The 15,100-nt window shown below is 29.1% G+C and carries 10 protein-coding genes and 1 riboswitch; of the genes, 7 read left to right on the top strand and 3 right to left on the bottom strand.

Going from position 1 to position 15,100, the window contains the following annotated elements; genetic code table 11:
• Positions 1-124 precede the first annotated feature (124 nt).
• Positions 125-595, bottom strand: coding sequence for a hypothetical protein (locus tag I6U48_RS19465; protein WP_218322144.1), 471 nt, complete (start codon positions 593-595; stop codon positions 125-127).
• On the opposite strand from I6U48_RS19465, the gene I6U48_RS19470 reads away from it, so the two are divergent.
• Positions 573-893 (top strand): hypothetical protein, encoded by a 321-nt coding sequence (locus tag I6U48_RS19470; RefSeq protein WP_218322145.1) that lies wholly within the window; start codon positions 573-575, stop codon positions 891-893. The two genes, I6U48_RS19465 and I6U48_RS19470, sit on opposite strands and share 23 nt — an antisense overlap.
• Positions 894-1,037: 144 nt before the next feature.
• Here the strand turns inward: I6U48_RS19470 and I6U48_RS19475 are convergent, their stop codons facing one another.
• Positions 1,038-1,634: a TPM domain-containing protein gene (locus tag I6U48_RS19475; protein WP_218322146.1), complete on the bottom strand. Its 597-nt coding sequence runs from the start codon at positions 1,632-1,634 to the stop codon at positions 1,038-1,040.
• A 212-nt stretch (positions 1,635-1,846) separates the two neighbouring features.
• Here I6U48_RS19475 and I6U48_RS19480 point away from each other — a divergent pair, with 212 nt between their 5' ends.
• From I6U48_RS19480 to cls, 6 genes are all read left to right on the top strand, one after another.
• Positions 1,847-3,082, top strand: coding sequence for a mechanosensitive ion channel family protein (locus I6U48_RS19480; protein WP_218322147.1), 1,236 nt, complete (start codon positions 1,847-1,849; stop codon positions 3,080-3,082).
• A gap of 78 nt (positions 3,083-3,160) precedes the next feature.
• Positions 3,161-5,053, top strand: a complete 1,893-nt coding sequence (abc-f, locus tag I6U48_RS19485) for a ribosomal protection-like ABC-F family protein (protein ID WP_218322148.1) — start codon at positions 3,161-3,163, stop codon at positions 5,051-5,053.
• A gap of 43 nt (positions 5,054-5,096) precedes the next feature.
• Positions 5,097-6,401, top strand: a complete 1,305-nt coding sequence (locus I6U48_RS19490; protein ID WP_218322149.1) for a sensor histidine kinase — start codon at positions 5,097-5,099, stop codon at positions 6,399-6,401.
• A 280-nt stretch (positions 6,402-6,681) separates the two neighbouring features.
• Entirely contained in the window at positions 6,682-7,401 is a 720-nt protein-coding gene (locus I6U48_RS19495) for a LytR/AlgR family response regulator transcription factor (protein WP_218322150.1), read from the top strand.
• Between the two features lie 773 nt (positions 7,402-8,174).
• Positions 8,175-8,256, top strand: a riboswitch (cyclic di-GMP riboswitch).
• 83 nt (positions 8,257-8,339) lie between these two features.
• Positions 8,340-10,061 (top strand): methyl-accepting chemotaxis protein, encoded by a 1,722-nt coding sequence (locus I6U48_RS19500; RefSeq protein WP_218322151.1) that lies wholly within the window; start codon positions 8,340-8,342, stop codon positions 10,059-10,061.
• An 846-nt stretch (positions 10,062-10,907) separates the two neighbouring features.
• A complete protein-coding gene (gene cls / locus I6U48_RS19505; RefSeq protein ID WP_218322152.1) occupies positions 10,908-12,437 on the top strand; it encodes a cardiolipin synthase in 1,530 nt (509 codons plus the stop codon).
• 30 nt (positions 12,438-12,467) lie between these two features.
• On the opposite strand, the gene I6U48_RS19510 is transcribed toward cls, so the two are convergent.
• The gene (locus tag I6U48_RS19510) at positions 12,468-15,032 is read right to left on the bottom strand and encodes an EAL domain-containing protein (protein WP_246615460.1); all 2,565 of its coding nucleotides are present in this window, start codon (positions 15,030-15,032) and stop codon (positions 12,468-12,470) included.
• Positions 15,033-15,100 lie beyond the last annotated feature (68 nt).

Raw genomic sequence — 15,100 nt, forward strand, 5'->3', positions numbered from 1 at the left:
AAAGGGGACTGTTGCAATATAGACATCCACGGCCGACACTTAACTTATGCGACCGGATATATTTACATTCTTCCAACACGATAAATACTTTTGACAAGTCTAAAGCCCATATTTTTAAGTAAGTTTAGTGAGGTCGGCTTAGCTTGATTATTTTACGGAGAAAGAAAACTGTAATTAAACTACCGAAGATAATAGTTCCAGCATGTGATTTTTTAATTGGGCTAGATGCCAAATATCCAACATTACCTTGCCATGAAGATGAATTTTCAGATGGAGATGCTGTATAGTAATTACAAACATAATTTCCATCATCAGTGCAGTCAACGTAGATGTCATTGCCATCCATAGATATAATTACAGGCATACCCTTTGTAGGGATAGAATTACTGCTTTTAAGAATTCCGCCTTTAAACATTCCGCTTGTAATTAAAGAATCTTTTCTTGCTGTACTTTCTATACTAGGTGTAGATGTAATCTTTACAGTTTTAATAGGTGTGCCTTTTATGTTAGAGCTATTTGAAGTCGTATTATTTGATTTTGAATTGCTAAAACTTCCGCTTTTATAACTATTAGTGGAAGTTGAGGCATTTTTCATTGATGATGAATTAGCGTTACTAAAATTTCCACTCTTAATATTGTTTCCAGCAGCTTTAGAGGATGTTGTTGGTGAGATATTTGAAGATTTAGTTGTAGAATTGGAAGTACTTGAGGAAGCTGGAGTATTTGAAGGTTTAGCAGCAGGACTAAAACTACCAGAAGAAATTGAAGTACTCGAAGCTTTAGACGAAGAGGTAGAAGCACTTGAAGGTTTAGTTGAAGAATTGGAAGCACTTGAAGCTTTAGATGAAGAGGAGGAAGTACTCGAAGCTTTAGATGAACCTCCTTTTGGATAGACTGTAAAGTTAATATTAAATAGGAAAAAAAGAATTATAGAAAAACATAATAAATACTTTTTCATGTTAAACTCCCCCTTAAGCTAAATTATAAAAATTTTATATTGTTATTCAAGAAATTTATAATGATGTTTTGAAGATTGATTACTTTACTGAAGCTTTCATTGATAAAAATATTAAATAAGCTTTCTTAATTAAAAATACTATTATAGTAGCAACTGCGGCAAGCCATATAAAGTTATATGGGTCGAAAGGTGAAATTTTATTAGTATTTGAATTTATAGTAGAAGAAATATTATTTGCTACATATAGCATTCCATCCTCATATTTATTAGTATTAAAATATGAGGATAAGTCTTTTATTGTATTATTGGTTATGTAAGGTTTCAGGTCATTACTAGTTACGAGTCTGTATTGTTTTTCTTTAAGAGATGTTAAGAGTATTACATAGTTTCCTTTAATATCCCAGCTAGATACCAATTCTTGACAATATTTATCTATATCTGTTCCATATAATTCGTTTATTGTTATTATGTATACTGGTACATCTGTCTTAACTTTAAGGCTTTTCAAATTAGAGTTTAATTTTTCTAAAATGTCCTTAGAGAGTATATTAGCATTATCAACTACATAAGTATCAAGTTTTGGACTACTTATGGTTGCTTTTGAATAAACTGAAACTTTAAAAAATACAATAACAAACATAAAGAAAAAAAATATGAGTATACTTTTTTTTAGCATGAAGAAATCCCCCTTATTATATTTATTATACCATAAATCACAATATGTGGAATATACTAGTTAAACTGAAAACATATCATGAATATTAGTGAGGTTTGACTTAAATTCGACAATCTTGTACTATATTGATAAGTATTCAATAAAATAGCATCGATATATCAAATTTATAATATAAAATATATATTTTGATATGATTAGAAAGGTGGTAAAGTATGGGATTTGTAGAAAAAATACTGCTTGACAAAGGAATTAGCAAAGTAATTGCTGGATATTTATCTTTTAGTATTGAATTAGTTTTATTAATTATAATATGTCTATTAGCAAACTTTATTACAAAAAGAGTTGTTTTAAATATTATATCCAAGACAGTATATAAAAACAATATTAAGTGGGATGATTTCTTAGTTGAACGAAAGGTATTTCACAGAATTTCTAATATTGTGCCTTTTGCAATAATTTATATGTCGGCACCTATATTCGGATCCTTTAAAGAAGCGATTCAAAGAATTGTTCAAGCTATCATATTAGTAATTTCTATTTTGGTAGTTAGTGCAATATTAAATGCTATTGATGATGTTTATAAAACCTATCCTATTTCAAAAATTCGGCCTATTACAGGAACACTGCAAATAGTAAAGATTTTATCATGGATTTTAATAGGAATTGCTTTAGCAGCAACTTTATCTGGCACCAATCCAATAGCTATATTAAGCGGAATTGGAGTTTTATCTGCTTTGATTACTATTATGTTCAAAGATCCTATTTTAGGTTTTGTTGCTGGAATACAATTGACTACTAATAATATGATTCAAATAGGAGATTGGGTTGAGATGACAAAATATGGAGCTAATGGTCATGTTGTTGAAATACACTTAAGTACTATAAAAATTCGAAATTTTGATCAAACTATTATATCAGTTCCAGCTTATGCCTTTTTGTCCGATTCCTTTAAAAACTGGAGAGGAATATCAGAAGCAGGTGGACGCAGAATCATGCGTTCCATTCTAATTGATATCAGCAGTATAAGATTTTGTTCGGAAGAAATGATAGAAAACTTTAAAAAGATTAATTATTTAAAAGATTATATTATCGCCAAAGAGGAAGAGTTTAAGAAATATAACAATAAGGACAAGCATAATATGAATTCTTTAATGAACGGAAAGCATCTTACTAATATTGCTTGTTTTCGGGCTTACATAGAAGAGTATTTAAAAAGTGACCCTAGAATTAGTAAAGAACATACAATTATGGCAAGGCAATTAGCTCCAAATGAAAATGGATTGCCTATAGAGATTTATGCTTTTGCAACTGATATAGATTTAAAAAAATACGAAGAGATTCAATTTGATATTTTTGATCACTTATTTGCAGTGGTAAATGAGTTCCAATTGAGGATATTTCAAAATCCATCGGGATATGATATTAAGCAAATCGGTAAAATTCTTTAGTTATACATTATTTGATGTATTTTATAAATAGTATATAATTGAAAAGGGAAATAAGGAGATTTAGAAGGAGTAAATTAGATGCTGATTAAAGTTACAAATGGATGTGTTGCGTTTGGCGCAAATATAATATTATCTAACATTGATTTTCAAATAAATGAAGGGGAAAAAATTGCTTTAGTGGGACGAAACGGATGCGGAAAGACAACTCTTCTTAAGTTGATTTCTGGTGAATACGAGCTTTCAAAGCTTGATAACGGTGAAACATCTTCTATTATTACAGCAAGAAATATAACCATCGGTTATCTTAGGCAGATTACCTTTGAGGATGAAACTATTACTCTTGAAGATGAGGTAAAAAAAGCCTACAAGGAAATATTTGATATAGAGATCAGAATGGAAAAGCTTCTTAGTGAGATGGAGAGTGGGTCAAATAATTCTGCAGTCAAGAAATATTCAGAATTACAGGAAAGATATAATCTGCTTGGGGGATACACTTATAAGAAGGAATATGAGGTCGCTATCAAGCAGTTTGGATTTGTTGATGAAGATAAGGTAAAGGCTCTTTCAGAGTTTTCTGGAGGACAGCGCACTAAAATCGCTTTTATAAAGCTTTTGCTCAGCAAGCCGGATTTATTGGTATTAGATGAACCTACTAACCATCTTGATATTAATGCTATTGAATGGCTTGAAGAATATTTAAAGGAATATAAAAAAACTGTTCTTATAGTTGCCCATGACAGGGAATTTTTAGATAAAATTGTGAGTTCAGTTTATGAGATTGAACGAGGAAAAATTACGAAGTATACTGGAAATTACTCTGTATTTGCTGAAAAAAAGCGTCTTGAATGGGAAATACAGCAAAAGAAACATATTGAACAGCAAAAGGAAATTGCTCATTTAAGCGGACTTGTTGAACGCTTTCGTTATAAAGCTACAAAAGCGGCTATGGCGCAATCTAAGATAAAGCAGCTTGATCGTATGGATATTGTGGAAGCTCCTGATGCAGCAGATACAAAGAGCTTTTATGCAGATTTTGAACCTGAATATCAAAGTGTTCAATTGGTATTGAGAGCAAAGGATTTAAAAATAGGCTATAGTAAGACACTTTCAACAGTGTCGCTTGATATAATGCGTGGTGAAAAAATTGGTATTATTGGTGGCAACGGATTAGGTAAATCTACATTTTTAAAAACTGTTGTTGGTGCTATTCCCCAACTTGGTGGTACACATTTGCTTGGGGATAAGGTTAAAATCGGATATTTTGATCAGCATATGGCACAATATAAAAGTGACAAAACTGTACTGGAGGAATATTGGGACGAGTTTCCTGATCTAACACAAACTGAAGTTCGCAGCGCTCTTGGAGCCTTTCTTTTTACACAGGAGGATGCATTTAAACCAGTTGATGCTCTTTCTGGTGGAGAAAAGGTACGTTTAGAATTGTGCAAAATATTAAAGCGCAGACCAAACTTTCTGATTCTTGATGAACCTACAAATCATATGGATATAATAAGCAAGGAAACATTAGAGAAAATGCTTAAGGATTATACCGGTACGCTGCTTTTCGTTTCACATGACAGATATTTTATAAAACAGATTGCTTCATCAGTCTTGGTATTTGATAATGGTAATGTCAGCTATTATCCTTTTGGATATGAGCATTATTTGGAACAGATAGCAAAGAAAGCTGATGTTGAAGAAATAGTTGTAGTTAAGGAGAAGAGTCAAAAGAAAAAATTTACAACACCAGGTAAGGAAAAAGCTAAAATAGAGGCACGGATAAAAAAACTGGAAGTATTACTTGAGGAATGTGATGAAAAAATTGCAAAACTTCAAAAAGAACTTCAATCAGAAGCGGTTATGTCTGATTATGTAAAGCTAACTGAACTTCAAGAGCAACTTGTAGCACAGGAAGAAATCAACATGAGCTATTTAGAAGAATGGGGCGAATTGCAGGATAGATTATCTTAGCAAAAGAAGTGTAAAGTTTAATAAAAGTCAAAGGAATGATACTATGAATTATATATTAAGCACTAGTCTAATAACATTGATAAATACTGTAGATTTTCATTTGCTGCTTACTAGAAAAAGGAGTATTAAATACTGTACAATTATATTTGTAATTAATTACTTTATTGTATTATTCGGAACTTATCTTTGTGATATTTTTTTAAAAGGAACAATCTTTTATAAATATATAGTATTTATTTTAGTATGCACTACTTTCATTATTTACGTTCTTTTGATTTTTGAAGAATCCATTTCAAAAAAAATATTTACTATGTTCACTGTATGGCTTTTTTCTATTATTATATTACTTATAAGTAGTTACATAATAGGTTTGTTTTCTATTAAAGACCTTAGTATGTATAAATACTTAGCAACGTTATTAAGAACCTTTATTGAATTTCTTGTAATTCCTATAGTATATTTACAAATTAGAAGCAACTATAAAAAATTGCTAAAACTTGTAACTAATAAAGTGATTAATATAATATCTTTTTACAGTATTATGATATTTTTATTTTTAGTTAATTATTATGACTTTAATGCTAATAAGCCTATTAATGCTTATGGACTTTTTAATAGTTTGATGTTTATAATTATAATTACTTTATCATATATAATAATTTTTACTGCTATTTGGTCTGTAAATAGAAATGTAGAATTAGAATATAAATTAAAAATTATAGACACTCAAATAGAATTACAGAAACAAAATTACAAAACCTTAAATAAGTCCATTGAGAATTATTATGCTTTTAAACATGACATACGACATCATCTTTTGGCTATAAAGTCAATGATGGATGCTAAAAATTACATGGCAGCCTCAGAATATTTTGAAAAGTTTAGTGAAAGAGAGATATGTGAAAATACAGATATGCTATGCAGAAATTTTACTGTAGATTCAATATTAAAATATTACATGAGTATTGCTAAAAATAGTAATATTGAATTTAAGGTGAATCTAAATATACCAGAGAATATCAATATAGATATTCTTGACTTATCAATTGTTATAGGTAATTGTATTGAAAATGCTATTGAAGCATGCAATAAAGATATTAATAAAAGTGAGAAATATATTAATATAAAAGCTGGAATTAAGGGCTTTAACCTATTACTTAAAATTGACAATAGTTTTAATGGACAAGTTGTAGAAGAAGACAAAATGATCAAAACAAGTAAAAAATCACAAGAACATGGCATAGGATTATGTAATGTGAGAAAAATAGCGGAAAAGTATAATGGCTTTTTTGATGTGAAATATACTTCTAGTGAATTTCAAGTAAGTATTATTATGAACTTTAGCTAGATTATAGATAACCACGACCGATACTTAACTTATGCTCCGGGATATATTGGCATTCTTCCGATACAATAAATACTTTTGATAAGTCTAAAGCCCAGTATTTTGAAAGTTTAAGAACCATTGATAAACTCGTACCTCAAACATATCAACAGTTCTAAGATTTTCTAAAATACTGAACTAAGACTTATAACAAAAGTATTTATAGTGCTGAAGCTTGGTAACATCTACCGGAGCATAAGTTTACTTTCGGCCGTGGATATCTATAAAAGGAGTGGTGATAAATATGATAAATATTGCAATTTGTGATGATGATATAGACGAAGTTAAAGCCATATTTTCTTTTGTATTAAAAAATATGGAAGAGTTAAATACAGCTTTTAAAATAAAAACTTTTAATGAAGGACAAGATCTGATTGATCATATGAATTTTGATAAGGAGAACTTTGATATAGTATTTTTAGATATTTATATGAAAGCTTCACAGGGGATAGACATTGCAAGGAAAATTAGAGAGTTTGATAAACAATGTAAAATTATATTTATAACTGTTTCACATGAACATGCAATAGATAGCTATGAAGTCAGAGCTCTTTATTATATTTTGAAACCTATAGATGAAGAAAAGCTTAGTGCTGCTATTAAGATAGCTATAGAGGAATTAGATAAAGAAAATAAAAATATTGTTATTATAAACAAAAAAGGAAGCTATAAAATTTTTTATAAAGATATATTATATGCAGAAAGCAAAGCTAGGATTGTAAATATATATCTAAAATCTCAGGAGGTCATTACTTTTTATTCAAAGCTTGAGGATTTCTTTTATAAACTTCAAGATGAAAGATTTCTTAAATCTCATAAGAGCTTTATTGTAAATATGGATTATATTTTGAAGATAGAAGATAAAAGCATTTTTATAGATGACTATACAAAAATACCTATAAGTAGTGCTAATTTGGTAAAAATAAAGGAAATATACTTTAAATACCTATTAAAATATACATAAAGACATAAAACATACGTGAACAAGATTGTCATGTGTGTTTTTTTATGAATTTTTACATTTTAAGCTTTGTTTTTTACATTAACAACATATATACTGGGATTTATGGTATTTTTATATATAATAATAAATATTATTGATATAGAGAGAACAAAAGATGACTGAATAAGAGAGAATTTTTTATAAAATTAATTTAGTATGTATGAGAGAAGGAGTGAAGTTTTATGATTAACAAAATTATTAGTAGTTTGTCTGTCGAAAAAGTGGTTTTGATTTACAAATTTTTTAAAGTGGGTTTTAAATTTCATAATGGACAAGGAACTCCATTTATAGAAATTTAATATAAGGTTATTCTTATTTTTTCAATAGATAAAATCCCTACAGAATTAGTATGTTCAAGATCAAAAATGAAGAGATTGATATTGTTGTAGTGGCTGCAGACAATCCTAGTAAAAAGATTCAGAACAAGAGCATAAGTTATTAATCTTAATATGTATAGACTAGTACTTTTAGCATATATAAGCTTTAAAGTATTGGCCTTTATATTTATAAATTAATCAGCATCGTCTAGTGCCTTTAGCATATATAAGCTGAAGGCACTTTTATTGTATATTTAAACATGAAAGCATTTTTTAATAAAAATCTGAAATCTATCTTTTGAAGCAGAAAAAATTAAAAAAAATCAATTATTAAGTAAAATTTCACATAAAAATGTAAATATAAAATATTTTTAGTCGATAATTTAAATAGAATAGTAATATTTTGCTATTTAAATAAATAGTTAAGGAGACAATGAAGAATTTCTTGAATTTGGGCACTTTAGAAATTTGGAGTCAGTAGTGCAACCGGCCAATTATTATTAATAGATTTAAAAAAATCTTAAATAATAATTGGCTTTTAATCTATACAAAGAAAAATATTTTAAACATGGAGGATTGTGTATGGAATGGATAAATAATCTAAAGGTTGGTAAAAAACTTACATTACTTATATCTTGTTCTTTAATATCTTTAATTACAATAGGAATAATTGGTTATATATTTTTATCATTATCTAATAATGCAATAAATACAATGTACAATGAAAGATTAGTGTCAAGTGAATATATAAATGAAGCTCGGATAGAAGCTCGCGCAATATCGGCTGATATTTTTAGGCTTATGGTAACAGAGGATGAAAATGAAAATGAAATGTTACTTAAAGATATAGACTCTCGCGTTTTAGAATTTAATAATGATATTACTTCATATAAAAAAATGAAACTAGATACATTTGAAAATGATAAGCTTAATGAGATGGAAGAAAACTTAAATAAATATAGAGATGGAAGAAAAAAAGTTCTAGATTTAGCTAATCAAAATAAAAATACTGAGGCATATGAATTGTACAAAACTGAGGTTGACCCATCTGGCGAAGCTTTTATGAAAAATATGATTGACCTAGGTGATCATAATAAAAAAGTTGCAGAGGAACTAAGTAAGAAGAATCAATCAAATTTTACATTTGCTTTAAGAATATTTATTAGTATTGTGGGAGTAGCAGCTGTTGTAATAATTTTACTTGGATTAATAATTACTAAACATATTACTAAACGCTTAAATAACTTTGTTGCTTTTATAGATGAGCTATCAAAAGGAAATTTTTCTAACAAAATACCGGAAGTAAATCTTCAAGATAAAAGTGAATTTGGTTTAGTATCTAATGCATTAGATTTAATGACTAAAAACATTGTGGCTTTAATAAAGCAACTTACCCATACATCAGAGCAATTATTATTATCTTCAGAAGAATTAACTGCCAGTACAGAACAATCAGCCGATGCATCAAATCTTGTTGCTGATTCTGTGACTGATGTAGCACAAGGCGCTGATAAGCAAAGTTTATTATCTAATACTACTGCTGAATCAGTAAAAAAGATGTCTGATGAAATATATAATGTTTCTCAAAATACAAATTTAGTTTCAGAGTTAACCGATAAGGCTACTGCTTCGGTTAATGAAGGAGAGAAAGCTATAGATAGATCAATTGAGCAAATGAGAATAATAGAACAGAAAACTGATAACACTTCAAGTATTATTTGTGATCTTGAAGATAAATCAAAAAAGATAGGACAAATTATTGAAGTTATTGAAAGTATATCTTCACAGACCAATCTTCTTGCCTTGAATGCAGCAATAGAAGCTTCTCGAGCTGGTGAAGCTGGAAGAGGTTTTAGTGTAGTGGCAGATGAAATCAGAAAGCTAGCAGAGCAATCTCAAGGCGCTACGGAAGAAATTACAACGATAATAAATGACGTGCAATCTAAAACTAAAAGTGCGGTTATGTTTATGGATGAAAGTAAAAAAGAAGTTGATACAGGAACAGATGTTGTAAATATAGCAGGTCAAAGTTTCTCAGAAATTTTAAAAATGGTAAGCGAGATATCAAATCAAGTATATAATGTTTCAAATTCTATTAATGCGATTACAAATGAGGCTAAGGCAGCAGTTATTTCAATAAATGATATTAGAAATATAAGTACTGAGGCAGCAGAGGAAACTCAGACTATATCAGCAGCAGCTGAGCAGCAGTCTGCATCTATTCATGAAATTGCAGAGTCGAGTAAGCTTTTAGCAAAAATGTCAGAAGACTTAAGTAGTGTTATTAGAAAATTTCGAATTTAAAAATAAATGGTGATTTTCAACCTAGGTTAACGCCTAGGTCTTTTAATTTTAGGCAATAAAAAAGAGCTAGTAGTATACTATCAGTTTTATAGTTAAAGAAACAAAATGTGCATAAATAATAAAATAATAATTTTACACTTGATATTTTAGTAAATTAATAATATAATATAATAGATATAAAATATTCTATTAGGAGGAGTGAATTTATGAGAAGACGAATAACAATAATAATGCAAGTTTTAGTTCTTATTGCTATCATAGGCGGTTCGGCATTAGCTTCGTATTTTAATAAATAGTCAAATTAATTTATGACTTAGTGTAGAGAGGAAATTATTAATGTTTTTTTATAAGAGGTGAGCCTATCTATTTGTAAATTTAAATAGATAGGCTTTATTTCATTGCGAAACAATTGTGAACTTTTGTATAATTAGGAATGACAATTTTATAGTTTAAATTCATAGTAAGAAATTAAAAAAATAAACAAAAATTATTGTTTGTAGATAAATAATATTGACAAATAGTAAAATAAGGGGCAATATTAATTATATAATAAAATTATAATTTGTTATGGTAGTTTTTAACCTAAAAAAGGAAAAAAACTAAATATTTCCGTTAAAGGAGTATACTTAGCTTCATGTTAACAACATTTGAGATTTTTTTAATGATTGTTAATTGAGTATACTGCAATTATAATATTATTATGAGTAATAATTAACACAAGTTGTACAAAATAGAACCAATTTATTGCTGATCAATTATTTAAAAGTTTTTAACATTCATCCTGATAGATTGTTGGTGCATATGATGGTTATAAAGTTTCTTCACTTTGAGAGGGAGTGTTAAATTATGAAATTACTGAAGAGAATGAGTGGTAGAACATTTATAATATCAACAATACTCATTATACAGTTTGTATGGTTTATACTTTTCTCAATTAGCCTAACTAGATATTCTGCACTGATAAAAGAGTTCTTTGCAATATTTAGTATTCTAATTGTTCTATATATTATTGGACAGGAGGAGAATTCTTCTTATAAAATTGGATGGATTATTCTTATTGTGGTGTTACCATTGCTCGGCAGCCTTTTATATCTATTTTTTGGAAACAAACGGCCGGCTAAATGGATGGCTATTAGGCTGGATAGGGAACATAAAAAAATAGTTGAATTAATGAAAGGGAATCGAAATATTCTAGATGAAATTGGTGAATTTGATGAGCGTGCCATGGGGACATGCAGATATCTGCAGGAGAGAAGTTCTTATCCAATCTATAAAAATACTGCAACGACATATTATCCTTTAGGGGAGATTATGTATAGGGATATATTGTCTGAATTAAAGAAGGCAAAGCATTTTATTTTTCTTGAGTATTTTATTATTGAAGAAGGAATTATGTGGAATAGTGTTCTTGAAATACTTACCCAAAAAGCATCTGAAGGTGTTGATGTAAGAGTGATATATGACGATGTAGGCTCTCTTTTTCTAATTTCAAAGGATTTTACAAGAAAAATGGAAATGAGAGGAATTAAATGCATGGCTTTTAATAAATTTAGACCAATCCTTACACTAGCCATGAATAATCGAGATCATAGAAAGATTTTAGTTATTGATGGGCATACAGCCTTTAATGGAGGTATTAATATTGCAGATGAATATATAAATGAAAAAGAAAAATATGGGCATTGGAAAGATATAGGTATACGCCTAAAAGGGGAAGCAGTTTGGAGTTTTACACTAATGTTTTTAGAAATGTGGAATGCATTTAAAAAAGATAAGGACATATTAGAAAACTTTGAACCTTATATTCACAATAAATCAGACCTTGATTATAGCGGATACGTTCAGCCTTTTTCAGATTCGCCACTTGATAATGAAGCAGTGGGAGAAAATATTTATATTGAGCTTCTGTCACAGGCAAAACGTTATATTTATATCTTTACGCCATATCTTATTATTGATAATGAGATGAAATCTGCTCTATGTATGGCTGCCAAAAGAGGAGTAGATGTAAGAATTGTTACTCCAGGTATTCCAGATAAAAAAATTGTGTTTAGGCTCACTCGATCTAACTATGCACCGCTTTTAAAGGCTGGAGTCAGAGTATATGAATATACACCTGGTTTTATTCATGCTAAGAGTTATGTTTGTGATGATGAAGTTGCAGTTGTTGGAACTATAAATATGGATTATAGGAGCTTGTATCTCAATTTTGAATGTGGAACCTTGATGTATAAAACTAGCGCTATTATAGAGTTAAAAAAAGATTCACAGGAGACCATATTGAAAAGCAGGGAGATTAGATTGAGTGACTGTCGAAATGGGTTTTTGGGAAGCTTATTTGATGCAGTACTTAGAGTATTTTCCCCACTTTTTTAGTCAATTAGAATTAAAGCATGGCCATCCATTTTATTGGTGGTCATGCTTTAGTTTATCTAAAAAATTATAATTATATATTTTTTCTACCTCCTCTACTTCTAATGGTTTGCTAAAAAGATATCCTTGAATATAGTTACATCTAGCTATTTTTAGACGTTTATATTGAACTAAATCTTCTATACCTTCTGCTACTACTTCTAGATTTAAGCTGTTTGCAAGAGAAACCAAACTGTCCATTACTTTTATATTCTCCAATTCTAAAAATTTATCATTTAAGGACTTATCTAGTTTTATTTTATCCACTGGTAAAAAGGTTAAATAACTAAGAGAGGAATAACCTGTACCAAAATCATCTAGTGCAATTTTTATCCCTAAACACTTTAATTCATTAATAAATGCTATATTCTCTTCCTTTTTTTCTAAAAATATACTTTCGGTTATTTCTATTTCTATATACCTAGCTTCTACACCCGCTTTTTTTAATGTGTTTTTTAGAAATTCAATATAATTAAAGTCATTTAATTGCTTTGCAGAAAAATTAATAGCGATAGGTTTTAGAACTAAGCCTTTCTGTTTCCATATGCTTATTTGACTTATTGCCTCTTTTGTAACCCATCTTCCAATTTCTACGATCAAGCCAGTTTCTTCTGCTACGGGTATAAACTGTGCTGGAGATATAGGGGTATTTTTTAGTCTCAAAAGAGCTTCAAAACCTACAGCTTTTCCCGTAAAAGTACATATTTGCGGCTGATATAATAGTTTAAATTCCTCTTTTTTTATAGCATCTCTTAAAATACTTTCTAATCTGATATTTTCATGTAACTTCTTTGTCATTTTTTCATTGAAAAACATATAGTTGTTTTTTCCTACATTCTTTACTTTGTACATAGCCATATCCGCATTCATAAACAATTGATTAACTTCATTGCTATCAAGAGGATACAGAGTAATTCCCATGCTGCAGTTTAGGTAGTTTTCCTGCCCTTCGATTATTATCTTATTTTTAAATATATTCATTATATGTTTTGCATAATTCTCTATTATAGCAATATCCTTTTCCTCTTGGATTAAAATAAGAAATTCATCTCCGCCCAATCTCCCTATAAACATTTTTTCATCTTTAATATATTCAAGCTCTTCTGCAACCTTTTTTAATATTTTATCTCCATATGGATGACCTAAAGTATCATTAATGCTTTTAAAGTTATCAATATCTAAGAGTATTACTGCACCATATTTGTCTTTGCTTATATCTTCCTCTAGTTTTTTTACAAGTTTTATTCTATTCGGCAGATTTGTTAAAGAATCATGATAAGCAATGTGCCCTAATTCTCCACTTAAACTTTCTAATTTTTCAGTGTAACTTTGTATTTCCTCATATTGAGCTCTTAGCTCTTCTTCTGATGCTGCTAATTGTTGATAGGTTGCTGTTATTTCTTCGTTTGAAGCTTGTAATTCCTCCTGATGTTCTTTTAATAGATGAAAATAGCTAGATGTTTTGTCTAATATATTGTTTATAGAACGAGCCACACCGAAAAAAGTATCACCTTCGGTTAAAGACAGTCTGTATTCTATAGCTTTCTCTATATCAATTTGGTTAATGGATTTATCTAATCTTTTTACAGGCTTAATAATATTTTCATTTTTTACCAATAAAAGCATTAAAATCATCATAATAGCTATAATAGACGATATTATAGAAAGCATATAAATATTATAATAAACTTTTTCTGTGGAAAGACTTATCACAAGGACATTACTAATTTCTCCGTTCGTAACTACAGGAGCATATATTGTCAATGCCTTTATATCTGATTTTTTATAATAAGAATTTCTTGTAGACAGGCTGCCTTTGAGTGCCGCTTGTATTTCAGGCTCTTCATTCTTGTCATATACAGTTCCTAGAGCCTTTATATCTGAATCTGCAATGGTTTTTAAGTTTTTGTCAATAAAAACTACATGAAGAACATTTTCTCCAGGTGTCAATTTCTCAACTAGAGTTTGATAGCTAAATTTTCGTGTGAGACTTTCAACTTTATTTGCACTTATACCTATTTGGATGAAGGTACCGTCTGAGTTCCTTAGGTATCCATATTTTTTATAATTAAAGGACTCTGTATCCATTCTTATTCCTTCCATGTACTCATTTTTTCCACTTATCCTAAAATTTTCTACGGGATGTCCTTTTGAGGTTTTCCACCCTAAATATCGATCAATATTTGAATAAATAATAGTGCCTTCTGGAGAATACCAGTCTATTTCAGTTGTATCAAGATCATTCGCAATTTTTTTCAACAAGTCACTACTTAAATTATTTTGATTCATCATGACAACTTTCCCAACCATTCTGATTTTATCTTCTATCATTCTATTAATCATTTCTAATGAATCAGAATCACCTTCCACTTGTAAAACAGTTTGTTTAGCTAGGATTATTCCATTTTGCTTCATCTGTGCTAATAGCATAATCTTGCTTGTGTAGTAACTAATTGCACTTACTGAAAATATGGCAATTAATCCGATAAGCAGTGGCATATAAATTAATTTGAATTTATTTACTATAGTATTTTTCTTTTGACTTTTTGAATTACCCATAACTTTCTCCTTATTGGATTTACAAAATTGGATATAAATTGGATATAAAGAAGTAGTCGAATTACTCT

The sequence above is a fragment of the Clostridium thailandense genome (assembly GCF_019207025.1).
Classification (GTDB): Bacteria; Bacillota; Clostridia; order Clostridiales; family Clostridiaceae; genus Clostridium_AM; species Clostridium_AM thailandense.

Excerpts from the sequence above, each read along its gene's own strand:
- I6U48_RS19480 (WP_218322147.1), top strand. The coding sequence starts at position 1,847 with ATGGGATTTGTAGAAAAAATACTGCTTGACAAAGGAATTAGCAAAGTA.
- I6U48_RS19500 (WP_218322151.1), top strand. The coding sequence starts at position 8,340 with ATGGAATGGATAAATAATCTAAAGGTTGGTAAAAAACTTACATTACTT.
- abc-f (WP_218322148.1), top strand. The coding sequence starts at position 3,161 with ATGCTGATTAAAGTTACAAATGGATGTGTTGCGTTTGGCGCAAATATA.
- I6U48_RS19465 (WP_218322144.1), bottom strand. The coding sequence starts at position 595 with ATGAAAAATGCCTCAACTTCCACTAATAGTTATAAAAGCGGAAGTTTT.
- I6U48_RS19490 (WP_218322149.1), top strand. The coding sequence starts at position 5,097 with ATGAATTATATATTAAGCACTAGTCTAATAACATTGATAAATACTGTA.
- I6U48_RS19510 (WP_246615460.1), bottom strand. The coding sequence starts at position 15,032 with ATGGGTAATTCAAAAAGTCAAAAGAAAAATACTATAGTAAATAAATTC.
- I6U48_RS19495 (WP_218322150.1), top strand. The coding sequence starts at position 6,682 with ATGATAAATATTGCAATTTGTGATGATGATATAGACGAAGTTAAAGCC.
- cls (WP_218322152.1), top strand. The coding sequence starts at position 10,908 with ATGAAATTACTGAAGAGAATGAGTGGTAGAACATTTATAATATCAACA.
- I6U48_RS19475 (WP_218322146.1), bottom strand. The coding sequence starts at position 1,634 with ATGCTAAAAAAAAGTATACTCATATTTTTTTTCTTTATGTTTGTTATT.